Raw genomic sequence first — 18,881 nt, 5'->3', positions numbered from 1 at the left:
AGAGCAGCAGCCCGTGGCTGTTGGTCAGGTCACAGAGCCGTTATTGGCTTTCACAGCAGTAGATTTTCCCGATTGATCTCGAATAAAGCTATCAACAACAACGGAATATTCTTTGAAAGGATTTATAAAGTGAAAGCCCTGATTTTGGCCTTGTCTACGCTGTCTTCCCTGGTTTTTAGCACATCAAGCGCCCATGCCGACTATTTTGAGCACGGCAACTGGGCGACGGTCAAAATAGGCCAGGTGTGTTATGTCTACTCGCTGAGATCAGCCAAGGATACTTCTGGCACCTTGATCTTTGGCTTCCTGGAAAAGGGCTACAACGCCAGTTTTGAGTATCGCTATACCCCCTACCCAGGTGAGACCGGTTCGCCCTGGGATCAGGAGGATTATGTCGTCCTGTCCGTTGATGGCAGCGAGTCCTGGCTTGGTGATGAAATGACCACCGGTTTGGATTCCCATGGCGATTTTGCCAGTCTGACGGCAGGGTTTGTGCCCGAGATGATCGCGATGATCCGGGCGGCGACCAGCAACGTCGAAGTGGCCTTTGATCGCGAAAAACTGGGGGAACGTTGGGTCTATGGGCTGTTCTCCGCAACGGGGTTTTCGGCCACCGTTGTCAAGGCTGGTGAATGGTGCCAGTTCGATCCTGCCAATTTGCCCGCGTCGTGACTTCCAGGCTCAGTCTGGCCCGGCAAACAGCCAATGGGACAGGCTGACGGAATAGGGCAAGGGGGTCCATAGACCAAAACGGCGGCCCGAAGCCCGGATCATGTGTGAGACCCAGGTATTGCAGGTGCGCAAGAGGTGAAACCGCCCCTTGGCGGCATAAAAGCGATCCCTCGGGGTGAACCCGGGGAGGTTGAGGCTCTGCACCGGGCCCTCCTCTGGCCGGTCGAAACTATCGGCAATGGCGGCTAGGAAGGCTGCATATTCCGCCTCGTCAAAGTTGAAGCTGCGCAGGTCAGGCAAAGTGTTCAGTGGCCCCAGCACTTCTGCGCGCAACACAGAGCGGTCGCCAATGGCGGCATTTAGCAGGGTTGTCGGGGTCAGGTCGTGATAGTCTGTCGTGGTGTAAAAGCCACGGGCGCCCCAGCCAATCACCAGCCAGTGTGCATTTGGATGGTCCACGGGCAATCCGCTGGCCTCCAGAAACTGAAACTGCGCCCGTGTGGCGGCATCCAGCGGCAGCAGAAAATCATAGTGAATTGGCCCGGCAACCAGTCGCACCTGATGGCTGGGTGCCGTTTCTGCTGTCTTGGCTGGTCCAGAGGGAATTGCGGCGCCGACAACGGCTGCGAAGCAATAGGCGCAGACCAACCCAAGTGGCAAAAGCAGGGCTCTTGCCAGCCAGGGGATCACGCAGCGGAGTCTACATGATCCTTATGGATGTATTTGCAGTCGCAATAGGGGCATTCGACAAAGCCGTCGCCTTCGGGGATCTGCAGGTAGACCCGGGGATGACCCAGCGCGCCTTCGCCGCCATCGCAGGCAACGCGGTAGGTTTCAACGATCTTGGTTTCGGGCGCTTCAATAGTCATCGCTGGCGGTCCTTTTGAATTTCGGCTAGGCGCATGGGTGAACCATGTATGTCTGATGCCAAAACCGGGGGCAAGTACTGCTATGAGAGATGATGCAATCCGTATCGAAAGCTTGCGCAAAACCTACATAGGCGCCAAGGGCCAACCGGAAAAGCAGGCCCTGAAAGGCATCGACCTGACCATTCCGCGCGGATCTGTCTTTGGCCTGCTGGGGCCCAATGGGGCTGGTAAGTCCACCATGATCAACATCATGGCCGGTCTGGTGCGCAAGACTTCGGGCCGGGTGACGATCTGGGGGTTTGATCAGGACACCAACCCCCGCCAAAGCCGCGCCGCCATTGGGGTGATGCCGCAGGAGCTGAACCTGGATCCCTTCTTTACCCCGCGCGGCGCGCTGGAGGTGCAGGCCGGGTTGTATGGTGTGCCAAAACAGCAGCGCCGCAGCGATGAGATCCTCGAAATGGTTGGGCTGACGGACAAGGCCCATGCCTATGCGCGCACCCTGTCGGGAGGCATGCGGCGGCGGCTCTTGCTGGGTAAGGCGCTGGTGCATCACCCGCATATTCTGGTGCTGGATGAACCCACCGCCGGGGTGGATATCGGGCTGCGCCAGATGTTGTGGGAAAACATTCGCAAGCTGAACCAGCAGGGCATGACCATCATCCTGACCACCCATTACCTGGAAGAGGCCGAAGAGATGTGCGACGAGATCGCCATCATCGACAAGGGCGAAGTGGTGGCACGCGACAGCACCGCCAATCTGTTGGGACGGCTGGATGCGAAATCCATGGTGGTGCATCCCGCCAGCCCGGTTGAGACCCTGCCGCAGGGCGCCGGCATCACCGCCGATCTGCGCGACGATGGCGCGGTTCTGCTGCGTTATCACGGCAATACAACCAGCGCCGAAGAGGTGCTGGCCGCCGTCCATGCCGCCGGCATTTCGATCCGCGACGTCAAAACCGCTGAGGCGGATCTGGAAGATGTTTTCCTGGCGCTAACGAAGTCTGGTTGAACGGGACCGGTTGCAGCCCAAAGGAAACGTACTGTTTGAACACTGCAGATTTCTAAGCTGACATTCAAACCAGCCTCCTATGAAAGAGAATTACACCGTGAAACAAACGCACTACAGGCTGCCAATGACTCATGGCTTCTATCAGCCGTAAAGGACTGCTGCGCCCTCATGATCGTTTGCCACGTCCCAGTCCTGGGCAGCGCCTTCGTCTTCGCCAGCCAAGTCGATTGAAACGTTGAAATGTGCCACCAGCTCTGACAATTTCCCGGCATCACTTCTTAGCAAATGGCTCGCTGCTGTGGATTCTTCCACCATGGCCGCATTCTGCTGTGTGACCTTGTCCAGTTCAGTAATGCCAATATTTGTTTCATTCAGTCCAGTTGCCTGCTCTGTGGCGCCGTCAGCGATTTCCGAAACCAGGCGAGAAATATTGCTTACCCGGTCGACGATGGATTGCAGGGCCTCCCCTGCTCCGCCGACCAACTCAACACCGGAGTTCACCTGTTGAGAGCTTTTGCCAATCAGACCGGTAATTTCCCGGGCCGCTGTTGCTGTACGTTGAGAAAGGCCGCGGACCTCGGAGGCTACCACAGCGAAGCCACGTCCGGCGTCACCCGCACGAGCAGCTTCAACACCCGCATTCAGAGCCAATAGATTGGTCTGGAATGCAATATCATCAATAACCCCGATGATCTGAGCAATCTGAGTCGAGCTCGTCTCGATGTCCTGCATGGCAACCATAGCCCGCTCTACAATGGCACCGCTATCTGTTGCTTCGGATTTCGCTTCCTGTGTTGTTGCTTCTGCCGAACGGGCACCTTCGGCGGCCGAGCGCACACTGGCTGTCAGCTCGTCCAGGGCAGCCGCAGTTTCCTCTAGGGTCGCGGCCTGGCTTTCTGTTCGGCGTGACAGATCATCCGACGCCTGACTGATTTCAGAGGCTCCGTTGCGAATTGAGGTGGATACAGCGACCACTTCGACAACTGTGTTGCAAAGTGTTTCGGCGGTGCTGTTGAAATCGGCCCTCAGCTGGGCATAGCCATCTGTCAGTTCCTCTTTTATCCGGTAGGTCAAATCGCCCTTTGCCAGATGCGACAGCCCGTCACCGATAGCAGTGACCGCTGCGGCTTGATGCGCCTGATGGGCCGCCCTTTCTGCTTCGGCAGTCTTGGCCAGTTCTTGTTTTTCAACCAGGCCGTTGCGAAAGATCGTCAAAGCTTGAGCAATTCTGTAGATCTCATCACTGGCCTTGTCGAAACCCGCAATCGGGCTGAGATCGCCATCGGCCAAACGTTCCGTTGTTTGGCTGATGGCATTCAGAGGGCGCTGAACCAGCCATTGTGTCAGCAGAAGCGCTGCGACCAGAAGTCCACCAGAGAACATCAAGAGATATTCAAGGTTTGCTTTTGCAGTCCCGACTTCGGAGGAAATTTCCCCGGCCATGACCTCGATTTCGCCCTGACTTTCCGACCCAAGCAGTGAGGCGCGCCCTGCAATTTGCAGCACGGCCTTTGCAGTGGACTTCGCTTCAACTGTGGCCGTCGCATCTGCAGAAATAGAAGCAATCCGAAAGGCGGCAAGCCCCTGATCCGGATCTGCCAATGCTGTCATCGCCGTCAAGGATTCCGACAGAATTCCATCATTGAAATCCATATACCCCCCAAGAGCTTCGGCAGCCCGTTCCAAAGCTTTTGCAGCCAGGCGCGTTTCATCAACTCCCGGGGACGTCACCACATCCAAAGCCGCGACCTGAAAGCTGCTGATCCAAGTATTGATTTCCAGCAGCGTGTTCAAAAACCCGACCTCATTGTCGAGCAGGCTTTGGATTGCATCTCGGTTTCCGGTACTGACGTCATCGGCTGAAAGAGTAAGCTCAAAAACCATGTCATCCACAGCTGACGCAAGGATCGCATCGCTGGACTGGCGGGCCGAGAGAACGTCTTGCCGCATTGCAGAGCTTTGAGAGTTGCCCTGCGCAATCGCCTGCTGCAGCGCATCCTTCGCACTGCGCAACTCGGCAACCGCGATTATATCGGCTGCGTTGGTTTCAAGACTGTCCAAAGCATCCGACAAACGAGCATCGGACGCCTTTGCCAAATCCGCCAGGATAGAAACCAGGCCGCTGTCCTGGGCGCGGCCAATGGCCAGTGCGACACCGGACAAAAGGTTGACCTCGGCACGGGCTTCTAGAAGTGTTTGCAGGGTTGCGAATTTTGTTTCGACCAGATCCATCAAGGTGGCCTCGATTGACGACATGGTATCTTCGCCGCCAAGTGTCAGATTGAAATAGGCATCATCCGCGATCTGCACCAAAGTTCCCTGCAGGATACTGCTGTTCTCTTGGAGTTCGCTGGTTTGGGTCACAACCCATGCCGAGTTTTTAAAAGCGGTCGAACGGGCCGAAATCGAAGCTGCCAGAGCGGTTTCGACGGCGACAACATCTTCCGCAAATTCAGCACCTAGCGCCTCAGGGAGCTGGCCAACTGCGGTTTTCAACTGTGCAACCGCCTCGCGCACCGAGCCTGCTGCCACATCCAGGGATTCAGGGGTTTCTGCAAGCATCACCGCGACCATCGCATCTTTTGTGGTGCTGGCAGCCCCCATGAGCTGGCTGCTTTGTTCCATTTGCGGGAGCTTGTTCTGGGCGAGACTGTCCATATCTCCGGCAATGCGTTCAAAAGCAAAGAAAACGGCAAACCCACATGCTGCTGACGTTGCGGCCATAGACAGAAGAATCAGGATCATCTTTGCCCTGATGCTGGACAGGGGATGGCGGCGACGTTTGGCTGTTTGTTTTGGCTGCTTCGTCATGTTCGTACCTATTTTCGCGATCCCGAGTGGTGTCGCAGGGCCCCGTGGGATCTGCCCGTCCACCGGGCAGATTTTTCTTTAAGACGCCTCAGCGCCGAGCCAGAGATCCTGGATCAGGACGCTCCGCCGGAAGTGACTTGCTCAAAACCGCCATCTTTGGTGATTCTGGTTAAAAAGACACTGTCCATGCCCTGGTTGTCGTCCGGGCCAAAGGTCATGGTCACGCCGCCAAAATCGAGCGTTTGCAGTCCGCCAAGAGCCTCCAGATAGGATTGCCGCGTCAGATCCGCACCCGCGGCGTCTAGGGCGGCCAATGCGAGGCGACCGGTCAGATAGCCCTCAAGCGTAACAAAACCAGGGTTGGCGTCAGGGGCGACGGTTTTCAAGGCCGCTTGGTACTGTGCAACGGCTGGTACGTCTGTATCCCATGGGAAAGGCACAACCTGGCTGATGATCACATCTTCACCGGCGTCACCGAGCTCTTGCGCCAGCGCATCGGAGCCAACAAATGAGATATTTACAAAGGTTGGGTTGAACTTGAGACGGCGAGACAATTTGATGAACTCGGCAACCGGTTTGTAGGCGCCAACCATGACCACCGCATCCGGTTTGGCCTTTTTGATGGTCAGGAGCGCCTTTTTCACCGCAGTGGTGTTACGCGTATAGGTGCCCTCGGCAACCAAAGTCATGCCACGGCGTTCCAGCGCAGCGGTAACCCCGGCCAGGCCAACACGACCAAACCCGTCGTCTTGGTACAACAAGGCAATGGATTTCATGCCCTGTTGGTCAACCAGATACTCAATCCAAGCCTCGGTTTCAGCAAAATAGGTCGCGCGAACATTGAAGACGTTGCCAAGGCTCGCATCCCGCAGAAAGCCAGCGCCAGTAAAGGGACCAACGAAAGGCATATTCGCTTCGGTCGCGATTGGCTGGGTCGCTGAGGCTGTTGGCGTTCCAACTGCGCCGATCAGGCCCAGGTGATTGTTGTCTGCAACAACCGACTTCACCAGCGCAACCGAGCGATCGGGCTCGTAGTTGTCATTCATGCTGTCCAGAGTAATTGTACGGCCATGAACACCGCCAGCAGCATTGGCTTCTTCGAACGCCGCCTGCATGCCAAGACGCATGCCCTGGCCCAGTGCCGCCGCAGGACCTTCAAGGGCCGCGACTTGGGCAAAAGCAACAGAAGTACTGGTCACGCCTTCTTCTGCACTCGTTAACATAGGTAGCGCTGCTAAAGCCGCAGCAGCCAAGATAGACTTGTTGAAAGACATCAATCAGACTCCACATAGATGATGGTGAGCCAACTTGCTGGTGGAATGTTAACTTGTGCGAAATTTGGTCTGTGTTTTTAGGTACGATTTTATTGATCTTGAGAAACTGCGAAGATCTAGAACCTTCTGCAACCATGTGGTCACGTGATTTAGGGGGCATCCGGGGCAAATGGACCTAAGTGTGCAAACAAGGCTGCATGAATTTTGAGCCGATGCACCTTTTGCAGGGAAGTCTGAATGTCGGCTTTTCGATTTGAGCTTAACTTTGCAAAGGTCACTTCCTGCACATTGTTGCCATTGATGTGTTGCCCTGCCCCCGTACGCTAGGGTCGGGGGCGGGCAATCTTCCTTGCCAAATCCTTGCTCTGTTTCGCGGGCGAAACATTTGCGGCGCTGTCAGGCCCGGTCGATGCGGGCTTGGTAGCAGTTGTTGCGGGCGGATCGAATATGGACATAGGCGACGCGGTCATTTGCAAGAATGGTCCCCGCTTGCTGCATCATCTGCGCCTGCGGGATCACGATGCCGGTGCCGTAAACGATGCGGTCCTCGGTGGTGTAGCCCTTGATCAGATAGTCGGGGGCGCGTGTCAGCGCCTCGGGAAGCTCAGCGCTGTCGTGGCGGGGGCAGGGGGCGGCACAGAGGAAGATTGGACCGGTTTCCGCATAGGGCTGCGCCGTGGCAAAGGGGCGATGGGCCAGGATCAGCATCTCGGCGCCCTTGGGAATATAGCGTAGGCAATGGCGGCAGGGATTTCCGCCACCGTCCGATGTCACGCGTTCTGGCGGTTGGCCATGGGCATCCATCCCGCCGTTCTGCAGCTGGCGGGTTATCTCAGTAGGAAGAGCGGTGATTTTGGTCATCTGGGGTCCTTCTTGGAATTGATTGGCTGTGATCCTGACGTAGATCCCGATCTGCAAGCGACCCGAAACATGCGGGTAATCAACTGGGGCATTCCAAAGGGGGGGGCTCCCGCCCGGTGGCAGTGCATCACAGATGCCCAGCCCACCCGTTGGGCCCGGCGCGCAGCGCTCCTGCGGAGGCTCGCGCGCGGCGCCTTGGGCAGCCAAGGAATATGTAAGCGCAGCGCAGGTCCTGGCTAAGCCTTCGGATATTTTGGTCTCGTATCTGGCCCGCCGGGGGGCGCGCTTTTGCCGCGTCGGGGCGGATGGTGCGACTGATAACGCCACCTGTGACAGGTTGTCGGTTCACCCCGAGGGGGCAAGCGGTTAGAAGACGGGGACGATTTATTTCACCTGCCCTTGCTCCGGAGCTTTGACATGTCCACGCCCAAACCCGTCGTTCTGTGTATTCTTGATGGTTGGGGCAGTGCCGCGCCTGGAGCGGCCAATGCGCCGCATCTGGCGCAGACGCCCACCTTTGATGCACTGATGGCGGCAGGTCCGCAGGCACGGCTGGTGACCCATGGGCCGGATGTGGGACTGCCCAGCGGCCAGATGGGGAACTCGGAGGTGGGGCATACCAACATCGGAGCTGGCCGGGTGGTGGCGATGGATCTGGGTCAGATTGATTTGGCGATCGAGGATGGCTCTTTTGAACAAAATCCGGCACTTTTGGATTTTATCGCCAAGCTGCAAGAAACTGGCGGTGCGGCGCATCTGATGGGGCTGGTCTCGGATGGTGGGGTACATGGGCATATCAGCCATATCCTGGCGGCGATCCGGGCGATCACTGCAGCGGGTGTGCCGGTTTGGCTGCATGCCATCACGGATGGGCGTGATGTGGCGCCAAAATCTGCCTACGGGTACTTTGAACAGCTGAAAGAGGGCCTGCCCAGAGGCGCCAAAATTGCCAGTGTCACCGGACGCTATTTTGCCATGGACCGTGACAACCGCTGGGAGCGGGTGAGCGAGGCCTATAACGCCATGATCAAGGGCGAGGGGCGCTCGGTGGCGGATGCGCATGACGCTGTGACCCATGGCTATAACCAGTCGGAAACCGATGAATTCATCGGGGCCAGCGTGTTGCGCGGCTATGAGGGGGTGCAGGATGGCGACGGGTTTTTCTGTCTCAACTTCCGCGCCGACCGCGCCCGTGAGATTCTGCGCGCCATTGGCGAGCCGGGCTTTGCCGAGTTTGACACCGGGGAGCGCCCGAAACTGGCGGCGCTTTTGGGCATGGTGGACTACTCCAAGGCCCATAATGACTACATGACAACCGCATACCCCAAGGCCGAGCTGGTCAATACCCTGGGCGAATGGGTGGCCAAGCAGGGCAAACGCCAGTTCCGTTTGGCGGAGACCGAGAAATATCCGCATGTGACCTTTTTCCTCAACGGCGGCAAGGAAGAGCCGGAACAGGGCGAAGACCGCGCCATGCCCAAATCGCCCAAGGTGGCGACCTATGATCTGCAGCCAGAGATGAGCGCGCCGGAGGTGACAGCGAAATTCGTTGCGGCGATTGAGGCCGGCTATGATCTGATTGTGACCAACTACGCCAACCCCGATATGGTTGGCCACACCGGTGACATTCAGGCTGCAATCAAGGCCTGCGAGGCGGTGGATCAGGGATTGGCTCAGGTGGTTGCGGCCTTGGAAAAGGCCGGTGGCGCCATGCTGGTCACGGCGGATCACGGCAATTGCGAGGTTATGGTGGATCCCAAAACCGGTGGCGCCCATACCGCGCATACCACCAATCTGGTGCCGGTGGCGCTGGTTGGCGGGCCAGCGGGGGCTGGGCTGCGCAATGGCCGTCTTGCCGATCTTGCCCCCACCCTGCTAGAGCTTATGGGCTTGCCCAAGCCGGAGGAAATGACCGGTGAGAGCCTACTGACCTGAGACCCAGACCAAAACGACCTGACCAAAACGACCTGGCCAAAAAGATCTGAACCATATGACCAACCGCGCCGCAGGGCTGCTTCTTTTTGCATTGATCAGCTTTGCCGCACCGCTGCAGGGCCAGCAGGCGCCTGCCGAGGCGGCACAGGCGGCAGCGGATCAGTTGGAGGCGGCAACGGTGGCTTTGGAAGCCGCCGAAAGTGCGCGGGATCGGGTCAAGGCGCTGACTGGCACGGTGCGCGCCTATGAGGCCGGGCTGGGGGCCATGCGTGAGGGGTTGCGGCGGGTGGCGCGCCGCGAATCGCAACTGCTTACCCAGCTGAAATCCCGCGAAGACGACGTGGCAGAACTGTTGGGCATCCTGCAGACCATAGAAACTTCGGCGCCACCGGTGCTGATGCTGCATCCTTCGGGGCCGCTGGGGGCGGCGCGCTCGGCCATGATGGTGGCTGAGGTGACACCGGGGCTTTATGCCCGCGCCGAGGCGCTGCGCCGTGACCTGGAAGAGGTGCAGACTCTGCGCCTGTTGCAGCAAAACGCCGCTGGCACCCTGGAAAAGGGTCTGTCCGGGGTGCAAGAGGCCCGGACCGCCCTGTCCGCCGCAATTGCTGACCGCACCGACCTGCCGCGGCGCTTTACCGAAAACTCCGTGCGCACTGCTATTTTGATTTCCTCGACTGAGACACTGACGGGATTTGCCAGTGGATTGGCTGAAATTGCCGGCGGTGCTGAAAAGATTACGCCCCTTTCAGTGGATATCAGCGCCCAACGGGGAGAGCTTGACCTGCCGGTCGAAGGCCTGCTGCTGCGCGGCTTTGAAAAACGCGATGCGGCGGGGATCGCCCGTCCGGGCCTGCTGATTGCCGCCCGGCCCCGCGCCTTGGTGAGCACGCCAACGGCGGCGACAATCCGCTACCGTGGTCCGCTTTTGGACCTTGGCAATGTGGTGATCCTTGAACCACAGCCGGATACGCTTTTTATTTTGTCAGGACTGGCAGAGGTGTATGGTTCAGCCGGTCAGGTCATTCCCGCAGGTACGCCGGTGGGCCTGATGGGGGGAAGTGCTCCGCAGGCTGGTGCCATTTTGTCACTAAGTGGTGAAGGGGGTGGAACTGACCGGACAGAAACGCTCTATATAGAAGTTAGAATGGATAACAGCCCGGTGGATCCTGCAACATGGTTCCGCATCGGAAAAGGTGGATGAAGGTTTCATGAGAAAATTTGCCATGGCGGCTATTGGCGGCACGCTGGCCGGAATCGTTGCAACAACCTATGTGGCCGGCCCGCTGCTGGCGCAGGAGACGGACCGCGAAGCAACGGTCTATGAGCAGCTGGATCTTTTTGGCGATATCTTTGAGCGTATTCGCGCCCAGTATGTCGAAGAGGTTGACGAGAAAGAGCTGATCGAGGCGGCCATTGGTGGCATGCTATCGTCGCTTGATCCGCATTCCAGCTATCTGAAACCAGATGATGCGGCCAGCATGCAGGTGCAGACTCGCGGTGAATTTGGCGGGCTCGGCATCGAGGTGACCCAGGAAGAGGGCTTTGTCAAAGTTGTCTCCCCCATTGATGGCACCCCGGCGGATGAGGCTGGCATGGAAGCCGGCGATTTCATTACCCATGTAGATGGCGAAAGCGTGCTTGGTCTGGGTCTGAACGAAGCGGTTGACCTGATGCGCGGTCCGGTGGGATCTGAAATTGTGATCACTGTGGTGCGCGAAGGCGAGGGAGAGCCCTTTGACGTGTCGATCATCCGCGACACCATCAAGCTGACAGCCGTACGGGCGCGCACCGAAGGCGAAACCGTGGTGCTGCGGATCACCACCTTTAACCGTCAGACCACCCCCAACCTGGTATCCGGTTTGCAGGAACAGATCGAAGAGGCCGGCGGCATCGACAAGGTCAGCGGCATCGTGCTGGATCTGCGCAACAACCCCGGCGGCTTGCTGACCGAGGCGATCAGCGTTGCTGATAGTTTCCTCGACAGCGGCGAAATCGTCTCGACCCGTGGCCGCAACCCAGAAGACGGCGAGCGTTTCAACGCCACCCCTGGGGATCTCTCTGGTGGCAAACCCATCGTGGTGCTGATCAACGGTGGCTCTGCTTCGGCGTCTGAAATTGTTGCCGGTGCACTGCAGGATCATCGCCGCGCCATCGTTGTGGGCAGCAAAAGCTTTGGCAAAGGTTCGGTTCAGACCGTGATGCCGCTGCGGGGCAATGGCGCCATGCGCTTGACCACGGCGCGTTATTACACCCCCTCTGGCCGGTCGATCCAGGCGCTGGGCGTGTCCCCCGACATCGTGGTCGAGCAGCCGCGCCGTACCGCCGAGACAGAAGAGGCCGAGGAAGAGAGCGCAGCCCGCCGGACCCGCACCGAGGCGGATCTGCGTGGCAGCCTCAACAACGACAGCCTGACCGAGGATGAAATCCGCCAGATCAAAGAGGATCGTGAGCGGGCAGAAAAAGCCGCTGCACTGCGTGAGCAGGATTACCAGCTGGCCTATGCCATCGACATCCTCAAGGGTCTCGTTGCCCTGGGGCCAAAGCAATAACCGGGCGTGAAATATCAGGGGCGGAGTCCCTGAATTTTCTGCCAGATACTGATCAGGACCGCTCCTTTGGGGGCGGTCCTTTTTTGTCATCAAGGGAACCGCAGCGGGACTGCGAACGCAAAGGGGCTTTAGCCGACTGGCAATCTGTGGTTCTTAGCGCGCAACCTGTGTTGCCACGTCTCCGTAAGAAAGCAGATCCTTTATGACCACCCGGGATGATCCCCAAGCGCCAGCAAGCGGTGTTGATCAGGGCGCTCCAGATCAACACGGCGCAGCGCTGTCCGTGCTGGAGAAGCTCGGCTGGCAGCCGTTCTTTGCCGATCAGGTGATGGGAGAGGACCTGGAGCAGACCCCGCCGGTGCGGGTTGTCGAGGCCCATCGCAGCGGGTTACGCGTTCAGGGGGACGGTATCGACCAGCTGGTACCGCCGAAACTGGCTGCCACGGTTGGTGACTGGGTGTTGCTCGATCGGGTGTTGCCAACCTCCAGTCGGGTGCTGGAGCGCAAAAGCCTGTTCAAGCGGCGCGCTCCGGGGCATGACCGCAGTATCCAGCTGATCGCGGCCAATACCGATACCAGTTTTATTGTCACCTCCTGCAATCCCGATTTCAACCTGGCCCGGCTGGAACGCTATCTGGCGCTGGCCTTTGAGGCCGAGGTGACGCCAGTGATCCTGCTGACCAAGCCGGATCTGTGCGACGATCCTGCGCCCTATGTGGAACAGGCGCAAAGCATCTCTTCGCGGGTGCCGGTGGTGCTGCTGAATGCCAAAAGCGATAGCGCCAAAGACCAGCTCGCGCCCTGGTGCAAAGCGGGTGACACGCTGGTCTTTCTGGGCACCTCCGGGGTGGGGAAATCGACACTGGTCAATGCTCTGTTTGGCCGGGACACCGCTGAGACGGCTGAAATTCGCGAGGATGATGCCCGCGGACGCCATACCACGCGGCACCGGCAGATGCGGTTTTTGCCCAATGGCTGCGCGGTGATGGACACGCCGGGCATGCGCGAGCTGCAGATGGCCGAGGCAGAGGCCGGCATTGCCGATCTGTTTGAGGATCTGACCGACCTCGCCGGTCAGTGTAAGTTCCGCAATTGCAAACACGAAAACGAGCCCGGCTGTGCCTTGATCGCCGCCCGTACGCGCGGTGATCTTGATCCCGTGCGGCTGGAGCGCTGGCGCAAGCTGGTTGTCGAGGACCGCAGCAACACCGCGTCGCTTGCAGAGCGCAAACGCGGCGGCAAGGCCCTGCGCAAAACCATCCGCAGCATGAAAAAGCTGAACAAGAAGCTTGGCCGCTGACGGCGCAGCGCAATTTGGCGGATGATTTGCTTTTTCGACAGTAACGCCCGGAAACCGGCGACGGCGGGCCTATGGATTGGCTAATCTGCTGCCATGATGTTTGACCTGCCTGATTCCCAAACGCTTTATGCCGCGCTTTGCGCCCGTGATGCCAGTTATGAGGGGCGCGCCTATGTTGGCGTCTCTTCCACTGGTATCTTTTGTCGCCTCAGTTGCCCGGCGCGCAACCCCAAGTTCGAAAACTGCCAGTTCTTTGCCTCGCCCGGTGCCTGCATCGAGGCAGGTTTTCGTGCCTGCAAACGCTGCAAGCCGCTGAAAGCTGCCGCCGGGGATGACCCGATGGTGCAGCCGCTGATCGACGCGCTGGAGGCGCGTCCGACCCACCGGTGGCGCGAGGATGACCTGGTGCAGCTGGGTTATGATCCTTCGACCGTGCGGCGGGCTTTCAAGCGCCATTTTGGCATGACCTTTCTGGAAATGGCGCGGCAACGGCGGCTGCGTGAGGGCTTTACCGCCCTGTCCGCCGGAGAGCCGGTGATTGCCGCGCAGATCGATGCGGGCTTTGACAGCCCCTCGGCCTTTCGCGCTGCCTTTGCCCGGTTGGTTGGCATGGCCCCCGGTGCCTTTCGCAAGGATGCGCTGCTGTTGGCAGATTGGATCGACACGCCGCTGGGGGCGATGATTGCCATCAGCTGTCAGCACCAGCTGCATCTGCTGGAATTTGCCGATCGCAAGGCCCTGCCGCGGGAGATGCAGCGGCTGCAAAAGGCGCAGCCCGGTGGCATTGGCTTTGGTCGCCCGGCACCGACGCAGCAGATTGCGGCGGAACTGGCTGATTATTTTGCCGGTACCCAGGCGCGATTTGATACGCCTCTGGCGCTGCATGGTACCGATTTTGAACGGCAGGTCTGGCGCGCCCTGTTGCAGATCCCGGCGGGTGAGACCCGCAGCTATTCGCAGATCGCCCAGGAGCTGGGCCGCCCGACCGCAACCCGCGCGGTGGCACGGGCCAATGGCAGCAATCAGATTGCCGTGGTCATTCCCTGCCACCGGGTTCTTGCGGCGGATGGCAGCCTGACCGGCTATGGCGGCGGGCTGTGGCGCAAACAACGGCTCATCGAGATTGAAACCAGCTACACAGAAAGGCTGACTGCATGACTTATTCCCAACGGGCTCGTGCCTTTGGCGCCCTGCACCAACCGGGCACCCCCCTGGTGCTGTATAATATCTGGGATGCGGGCAGCGCGTCTGCGATTGCCCAGAACGGTGCTCTGGCGCTGGGCACCGGCAGCTGGTCGGTGGCGGCAGCGCAGGGCTATGGTGATGGGGAGGCGATCCCACTGGAGCTGCTGTTGCAGACTGTCACGCGGATCACCGCCCATTGTGATCTACCGTTGACGGTTGATTTTGAAGGCGGATTTGCGCGACAGCCCGAGACCCTGACCTTGAATGCCAAAAAACTGGTGGCAACGGGCGCGGTTGGGATCAATTTTGAGGATCAGATCATCGGCGGCGACGGGCTTTATGAGATCAATGAGCAAACCAACCGGATTGCAGCGATGCGCGCGGCTGATGCGGATTACTTTATCAATGCCCGTACCGATTTGTTTTTGAAAACCCCGGCGCCTGACCGCCATGAGGATCTGCTGGATGAAGCGCTGACGCGGGCGGCCGCCTATGCCGCCGCCGGGGCCAGTGGCTTTTTTGTTCCCGGCCTGACGGATGCGGGGTTGATTGCCCGTATCACGGAGGCCTCGCCGCTGCCGGTCAATGTGATGATGCGTCCCGGCATGACCCTGTCAGCCATGGCCGCTTCCGGTGTGGCACGGGCCAGCTATGGGCCGCAGCCCTATGTCAAAGCAATGCAACAACTGGGTGCGGACTTTGCGGCGCTAGAGTAGCCGCTAGCTGGGCTGGCCCGGTGTAGATCGGATCAGCTGGTTTCCAGGTAATGGCGGCGAAAGGCGCGTTTCAGCATGTCCAGTTCGGCCCGCAACAGATCAATCTCGGCGCGCATGTCATCCACTGCGGCCTCCCCGGCGATCAGCGAAAAGCTTTCCAGTTTCTTGCCGCCTTCGGCGATGACAAAGGTCTGTACCCCATCAGAGATCGCCTGGGCCGGAATGGTGATATGCAGGGCCCACTCGTTGGCGGAGCTGCCCTCGCTGATTGAGAGACCTTCGATGGGGTGGTCCTGATAGAGCACCTGAATGTCCGGCGGCAGGCCGCTGTCGCCTGCGTTCTGGATTACCCCTTCCCAGGTGCCATTTTGAAAACGGATCTTGGTGACGGTCAGGTCGCTCATGTTTTGGGCCTCAGATATTGGCGCGGCGGTGGCGCGCAAAAGTCAGATCGCGCAGAATGACCTGGTTCATGTCAGGCGCCTCAAAGATGAGGTCGAGCCAGATACGCTCGATGCGCTTTTCGTTCAGATCGGAATAGGCGAGGTCAAACTCCACGGTGACGTTTTTTTCACCCAAGGGCAATTCGCGCACCAGTTGTTCGGTGTTGGGGCCGTGGCGAATATTGAGACGGGCAAAAATTTCGATGGGCTTTTCGGTCTCTATTATGCTGTCAATCCGCATCAGATGATGCCGCGACAGGCCCTGGCAGGCCTCAGTCGGGAGGTCGACGACCAGCGACAGGAAGGATCCGTCAAAATTAAACACGTCCATGCGCAGGCCAAAGGGGGCGAGATCCTCTTCGCGGCTGTTGCGCAACTGGCGCAAAGTCAGCTCCGAAATGCTGCAATCGTGAAACAGGGTGATTTCGTCACCAAGCTTGGATTTGGAGGGCACCGAGGAAATTCCCGGTGTCGGTATTGGTCCGCGCCACAGCTCGGGCCGCCAGGACCAGTCGGTGCCATGGGGACGTGGAAAAAAGGAGGTGCCAATTTGCGGCAGGGCCAGACGTCCTTCGGCGACATGGATCAACCGGTCCAATTCCCCCCGCAGCGCACGGGCCTGGTTTCGCAGTTGGCGCAGCTGTGACAGCGGCATGCGTGCGGCCTGGGCTGTGCCCTGCTGCCAGCGCCGCAGGGCGCGCCGATGAAACAGCTTGTTTAGAAAACCGCCCATATTGCGTTCTGCACCTTTTGTTATGTTTGGCCTTTTGCCCGCAGCTTCTGCCTTGGGCGTTTTTGTTCAGCAGGTCTGGCCGCAGGCGGGTGGGTTCGACCGAGCCATCGACCTTCTTTACTCTGTTGTCAATCTAGCCGTGGAAGAGCTGTGAAATAAACCGCGAATCCGCCGCCCCAGCGAGAGTTTTTCCGCCGGAGCGTTCTGCGCGAGGGCAACAGCAGCATCTGATGGGGGCCTGGCTGTTTCGGAGCGCGCCTTTGGCCGGAGGGAGACAGCTGCCGGCGGCTGCGCCAGAGGGGGTGACTGCCGATCCTGAGTCGAAAGAGGCGCAGGCTGCGGCGCTGTTATCAAGCTGGCATTTTGACTGCGCCGGGTCATCTCGGTCAGCAGCTTGGCGCCGGTCGGTCCCAGCAGGCTGCTGCCGTCGGGGGCATAAAGCGCAAGGACAACCAGATGGTTGTTCACCACAAAGGCCCCCCGCCAATGCTGGTCACTGGCGCCAGAGCCGCCCATGGCATTATGGCCTGGCCACTGCAACCGGACCAGGGGCAACAGGCCCTTGTCATCATAATACAGCAGCTTTGCCCCCGTGGCAGTCTGGGCCAGCTCAGTGGTTGAGGGCGCCTCAGCCCTCTGGGCCGGGCCGATGGTGGCGGTGATGACGGCAGCACGGTTTCGCCCGAACAGACTGGGGCCATGCAACAGATTGCAGCGGGGCAGCAGGGCAAACCCACCATCGGCATCCTGGCGCAGCATGGTGGTGTCGATGCAATGGCCCGCAGGCGCAACCAGTGTGACCTTGCCCTGGGAAAACTGGGCCTGGGTCTTTGTTGGGGCGCGCGCGGTCTGGCTGTGCTGATCCTTGTTCTGTTCACCGCGGGTGGCAAAGGAAAACCCCGCCTGCGGCAGTGTAGAACAGGCGGACAGCGCACAGGTCACCGCCAGCGCCGCGAGGGGCCTCAGGCCCGCAAAGCGCCTGCTTGCTCTTGCGGTCCCGTCTTTTGTTGCCCCGTCTTCTGGCGTTCCGTGACCAAAGCTCCAACACTGAGAGGGCGCTTTGGCCGTAGTGACTGGGGGTCTATGCTGTCTGAAAGGCCGACAGGCTGTGGTGAAATTCATCTCTGTTGGTCTTCTGACCTGTCCCGGTCAGCCTCTGTTGCCCCGCTGCCGGGGGTCTGTTGGTTTGGTCGCGCAATAAATTTGCAGCTTTGTGGCTGCAACGACAAAGTTGCGTGACCTAGATCACCTTGGCTTTCTTAAATTTGGTGCATAGGTTTGCCAAGTTTTGACACAGTGACTCAATTTCTGCCGCAGGCGGCAAGTCAGAGCCACTCGCAAGGCTCAGCCATGCAGCTTTTATGCAACAAGGACCGGACATGCCGCGCACGCTGTTTTCATTTATCTGGCGCTATTCAAAGCGGCAGCAGATGGGGCTATTGGCACTAACCCTGCTGATATTTCCGTTTCTTTTTGCGTCTCTTGAATTGCCCAAACGGATCATCAACGATGCCATTGGCGCGCCAACGCCCCGGGTCGAGGTCTGGGGCCATGAGATGAGCCAGGTCGAATATCTCTTGGTGCTGTGTTGTGGATTTCTGGCGGCGGTGATTATTGCCGGGGTGTTGAAAATGCGCCTCAACACCGCCAAGGGGGTGACGGCGGAACGGCTGTTGCGACGGCTGCGCTATACCCTGATCAGTCGGATGATCCGCTTTCCCAAACCCTATTTTCGCACCACCAGCCAGGGCGAGCTGGTGTCGATGATCACCTCGGAAAGCGAGCCCATGGGGGGCTTGATGGGGGATGCGCTGGCGCAGCCGGTGTTTCAGGCGGGGCAGATGCTGACCATCGTGGCCTTTTTGTTCATGCAAAGCGTCTGGTTTGGATTGGTCTCTATCGCGCTGATCCCCCTGCAGGCCTGGCTGATCCCGATGTTGCAGCGCCAGATCAACCTGCTGAACAAGGAGCGCATCCAGCAGGTGCGCGCCCTGGCCGCCGAGATTGGCGAGACCGCCGCCGGGATTTCCGATCTGCGCGGCAATGGCGGCTGGCGCTATCGGCTGGCGCAGATCTCGGATCGGCTGGGACGCCTGTTTGAAATCCGCCGCCGGATCTACAACAAGAAATACTTCATGAAGTTCCTCAACAACCTGATCGGCCATATGACCCCCTTTGTGTTTTATTCCGCAGGAGGGGTGCTGGCGATCCGTGGGGAAATCACTGTCGGGGCGCTGGTTGCGGGGCTGGCGGCCTATAAGGATCTTTCCGCCCCCTGGAAGGAGCTTTTGACCTATTACAACCAGATGCAGGACATGGGGCTGCGCTGGTCGGTTATGACAGAACGGTTCGCCCCCAAGGACATGATTGATGCCAATCTGTGAACTCACGGTGAAGTGCAGTTCTTGATATCTCGTTTTACTCCAACCGGTTCTGAATTTCCATCAGGTTGCTTTCAAAGACCTCAGCGGGCGTCCGGTAGCCAAGGCACTTGCGCGGCGTTTCGTTGAGGCGGTGG

At 59.1% G+C, this 18,881-nt stretch carries 16 protein-coding genes and 1 pseudogene; 9 read left to right on the top strand and 8 right to left on the bottom strand.

Annotation, left to right across the window (positions count from 1 at the left end; all coding sequences use genetic code 11):
* The first annotated feature begins 129 nt into the window (after positions 1–129).
* Positions 130–672, top strand: coding sequence for a hypothetical protein (locus QZ268_RS19265; protein WP_295455707.1), 543 nt, complete (start codon positions 130–132; stop codon positions 670–672).
* 9 nt (positions 673–681) lie between these two features.
* On the opposite strand, the gene QZ268_RS19260 is transcribed toward QZ268_RS19265, so the two are convergent.
* Positions 682–1,332, bottom strand: a complete 651-nt coding sequence (locus QZ268_RS19260; protein ID WP_295455705.1) for a TIGR02117 family protein — start codon at positions 1,330–1,332, stop codon at positions 682–684.
* Positions 1,333–1,358: 26 nt separating this feature from the next.
* Positions 1,359–1,541 carry a zinc-finger domain-containing protein gene (locus tag QZ268_RS19255; RefSeq protein WP_295455703.1) on the bottom strand — a complete coding sequence of 61 codons (183 nt, stop codon included), beginning with the start codon at positions 1,539–1,541 and terminating at the stop codon, positions 1,359–1,361.
* Positions 1,542–1,623: 82 nt separating this feature from the next.
* Between QZ268_RS19255 and QZ268_RS19250 the strand changes: the two genes are divergently transcribed.
* Positions 1,624–2,553 (top strand): ABC transporter ATP-binding protein, encoded by a 930-nt coding sequence (locus QZ268_RS19250; protein WP_295455701.1) that lies wholly within the window; start codon positions 1,624–1,626, stop codon positions 2,551–2,553.
* A gap of 141 nt (positions 2,554–2,694) precedes the next feature.
* On the opposite strand, the gene QZ268_RS19245 is transcribed toward QZ268_RS19250, so the two are convergent.
* The 3 genes from QZ268_RS19245 to QZ268_RS19235 all read right to left on the bottom strand — a co-directional run bounded on the left by QZ268_RS19245 (position 2,695) and on the right by QZ268_RS19235 (position 7,499).
* Positions 2,695–5,298, bottom strand: coding sequence for a methyl-accepting chemotaxis protein (locus QZ268_RS19245; protein ID WP_295455699.1), 2,604 nt, complete (start codon positions 5,296–5,298; stop codon positions 2,695–2,697).
* Between the two features lie 179 nt (positions 5,299–5,477).
* Positions 5,478–6,638, bottom strand: coding sequence for an ABC transporter substrate-binding protein (locus tag QZ268_RS19240; RefSeq protein WP_295455697.1), 1,161 nt, complete (start codon positions 6,636–6,638; stop codon positions 5,478–5,480).
* Between the two features lie 396 nt (positions 6,639–7,034).
* Entirely contained in the window at positions 7,035–7,499 is a 465-nt protein-coding gene (locus QZ268_RS19235) for a DUF1203 domain-containing protein (protein ID WP_295455695.1), read from the bottom strand.
* 417 nt (positions 7,500–7,916) lie between these two features.
* Here QZ268_RS19235 and gpmI point away from each other — a divergent pair, with 417 nt between their 5' ends.
* The 6 genes from gpmI to QZ268_RS19205 all read left to right on the top strand — a co-directional run bounded on the left by gpmI (position 7,917) and on the right by QZ268_RS19205 (position 15,187).
* Positions 7,917–9,434, top strand: coding sequence for a 2,3-bisphosphoglycerate-independent phosphoglycerate mutase (gene gpmI / locus QZ268_RS19230; RefSeq protein ID WP_295455693.1), 1,518 nt, complete (start codon positions 7,917–7,919; stop codon positions 9,432–9,434).
* A 55-nt stretch (positions 9,435–9,489) separates the two neighbouring features.
* Complete coding sequence (locus tag QZ268_RS19225; protein WP_295455691.1) at positions 9,490–10,638, top strand: peptidase M23; 1,149 nt, start codon at positions 9,490–9,492, stop codon at positions 10,636–10,638.
* Between the two features lie 7 nt (positions 10,639–10,645).
* Complete coding sequence (locus tag QZ268_RS19220; RefSeq protein ID WP_295455689.1) at positions 10,646–11,986, top strand: S41 family peptidase; 1,341 nt, start codon at positions 10,646–10,648, stop codon at positions 11,984–11,986.
* Between the two features lie 202 nt (positions 11,987–12,188).
* Positions 12,189–13,286 carry a ribosome small subunit-dependent GTPase A gene (gene rsgA, locus QZ268_RS19215; RefSeq protein WP_295455687.1) on the top strand — a complete coding sequence of 366 codons (1,098 nt, stop codon included), beginning with the start codon at positions 12,189–12,191 and terminating at the stop codon, positions 13,284–13,286.
* Between the two features lie 93 nt (positions 13,287–13,379).
* Complete coding sequence (locus tag QZ268_RS19210; RefSeq protein WP_295455686.1) at positions 13,380–14,444, top strand: trifunctional transcriptional activator/DNA repair protein Ada/methylated-DNA--[protein]-cysteine S-methyltransferase; 1,065 nt, start codon at positions 13,380–13,382, stop codon at positions 14,442–14,444.
* Entirely contained in the window at positions 14,441–15,187 is a 747-nt protein-coding gene (locus tag QZ268_RS19205) for an isocitrate lyase/phosphoenolpyruvate mutase family protein (protein WP_295455684.1), read from the top strand. The genes QZ268_RS19210 and QZ268_RS19205 overlap by 4 nt, the downstream gene beginning before the upstream one ends.
* A 32-nt stretch (positions 15,188–15,219) precedes the next feature.
* Here the strand turns inward: QZ268_RS19205 and QZ268_RS19200 are convergent, their stop codons facing one another.
* From QZ268_RS19200 to QZ268_RS19190, 3 genes are all read right to left on the bottom strand, one after another.
* On the bottom strand, positions 15,220–15,591 hold the full coding sequence (locus QZ268_RS19200; protein ID WP_295455682.1) for a hypothetical protein: 372 nt from the start codon (positions 15,589–15,591) through the stop codon (positions 15,220–15,222).
* 10 nt (positions 15,592–15,601) lie between these two features.
* Entirely contained in the window at positions 15,602–16,363 is a 762-nt protein-coding gene (locus QZ268_RS19195; RefSeq protein WP_295455680.1) for a DUF6478 family protein, read from the bottom strand.
* 117 nt (positions 16,364–16,480) lie between these two features.
* On the bottom strand, positions 16,481–17,305 hold the full coding sequence (locus QZ268_RS19190) for a hypothetical protein (protein WP_295455678.1): 825 nt from the start codon (positions 17,303–17,305) through the stop codon (positions 16,481–16,483).
* Positions 17,306–17,742: 437 nt separating this feature from the next.
* Here QZ268_RS19190 and QZ268_RS19185 point away from each other — a divergent pair.
* Positions 17,743–18,732 (top strand): annotated as a pseudogene (locus QZ268_RS19185) (ABC transporter ATP-binding protein); the annotation flags it as partial.
* Positions 18,733–18,881 lie beyond the last annotated feature (149 nt).

It is taken from the genome of uncultured Pseudophaeobacter sp., from assembly GCA_905479575.1.
GTDB lineage: Bacteria > Pseudomonadota > Alphaproteobacteria > Rhodobacterales > Rhodobacteraceae > Pseudophaeobacter.
Note: the sequence above shows the minus strand (reverse complement) of the source record. Positions and strands in the feature narration are given on the sequence as shown.

Excerpts from the sequence above, each read along its gene's own strand:
- QZ268_RS19195 (WP_295455680.1), bottom strand. The coding sequence starts at position 16,363 with ATGGGCGGTTTTCTAAACAAGCTGTTTCATCGGCGCGCCCTGCGGCGC.
- gpmI (WP_295455693.1), top strand. The coding sequence starts at position 7,917 with ATGTCCACGCCCAAACCCGTCGTTCTGTGTATTCTTGATGGTTGGGGC.
- QZ268_RS19225 (WP_295455691.1), top strand. The coding sequence starts at position 9,490 with ATGACCAACCGCGCCGCAGGGCTGCTTCTTTTTGCATTGATCAGCTTT.
- QZ268_RS19235 (WP_295455695.1), bottom strand. The coding sequence starts at position 7,499 with ATGACCAAAATCACCGCTCTTCCTACTGAGATAACCCGCCAGCTGCAG.
- QZ268_RS19240 (WP_295455697.1), bottom strand. The coding sequence starts at position 6,638 with ATGTCTTTCAACAAGTCTATCTTGGCTGCTGCGGCTTTAGCAGCGCTA.
- QZ268_RS19220 (WP_295455689.1), top strand. The coding sequence starts at position 10,646 with ATGAGAAAATTTGCCATGGCGGCTATTGGCGGCACGCTGGCCGGAATC.
- QZ268_RS19200 (WP_295455682.1), bottom strand. The coding sequence starts at position 15,591 with ATGAGCGACCTGACCGTCACCAAGATCCGTTTTCAAAATGGCACCTGG.
- QZ268_RS19255 (WP_295455703.1), bottom strand. The coding sequence starts at position 1,541 with ATGACTATTGAAGCGCCCGAAACCAAGATCGTTGAAACCTACCGCGTT.
- rsgA (WP_295455687.1), top strand. The coding sequence starts at position 12,189 with ATGACCACCCGGGATGATCCCCAAGCGCCAGCAAGCGGTGTTGATCAG.
- QZ268_RS19205 (WP_295455684.1), top strand. The coding sequence starts at position 14,441 with ATGACTTATTCCCAACGGGCTCGTGCCTTTGGCGCCCTGCACCAACCG.
- QZ268_RS19250 (WP_295455701.1), top strand. The coding sequence starts at position 1,624 with ATGAGAGATGATGCAATCCGTATCGAAAGCTTGCGCAAAACCTACATA.
- QZ268_RS19245 (WP_295455699.1), bottom strand. The coding sequence starts at position 5,298 with ATGATCCTGATTCTTCTGTCTATGGCCGCAACGTCAGCAGCATGTGGG.
- QZ268_RS19210 (WP_295455686.1), top strand. The coding sequence starts at position 13,380 with ATGATGTTTGACCTGCCTGATTCCCAAACGCTTTATGCCGCGCTTTGC.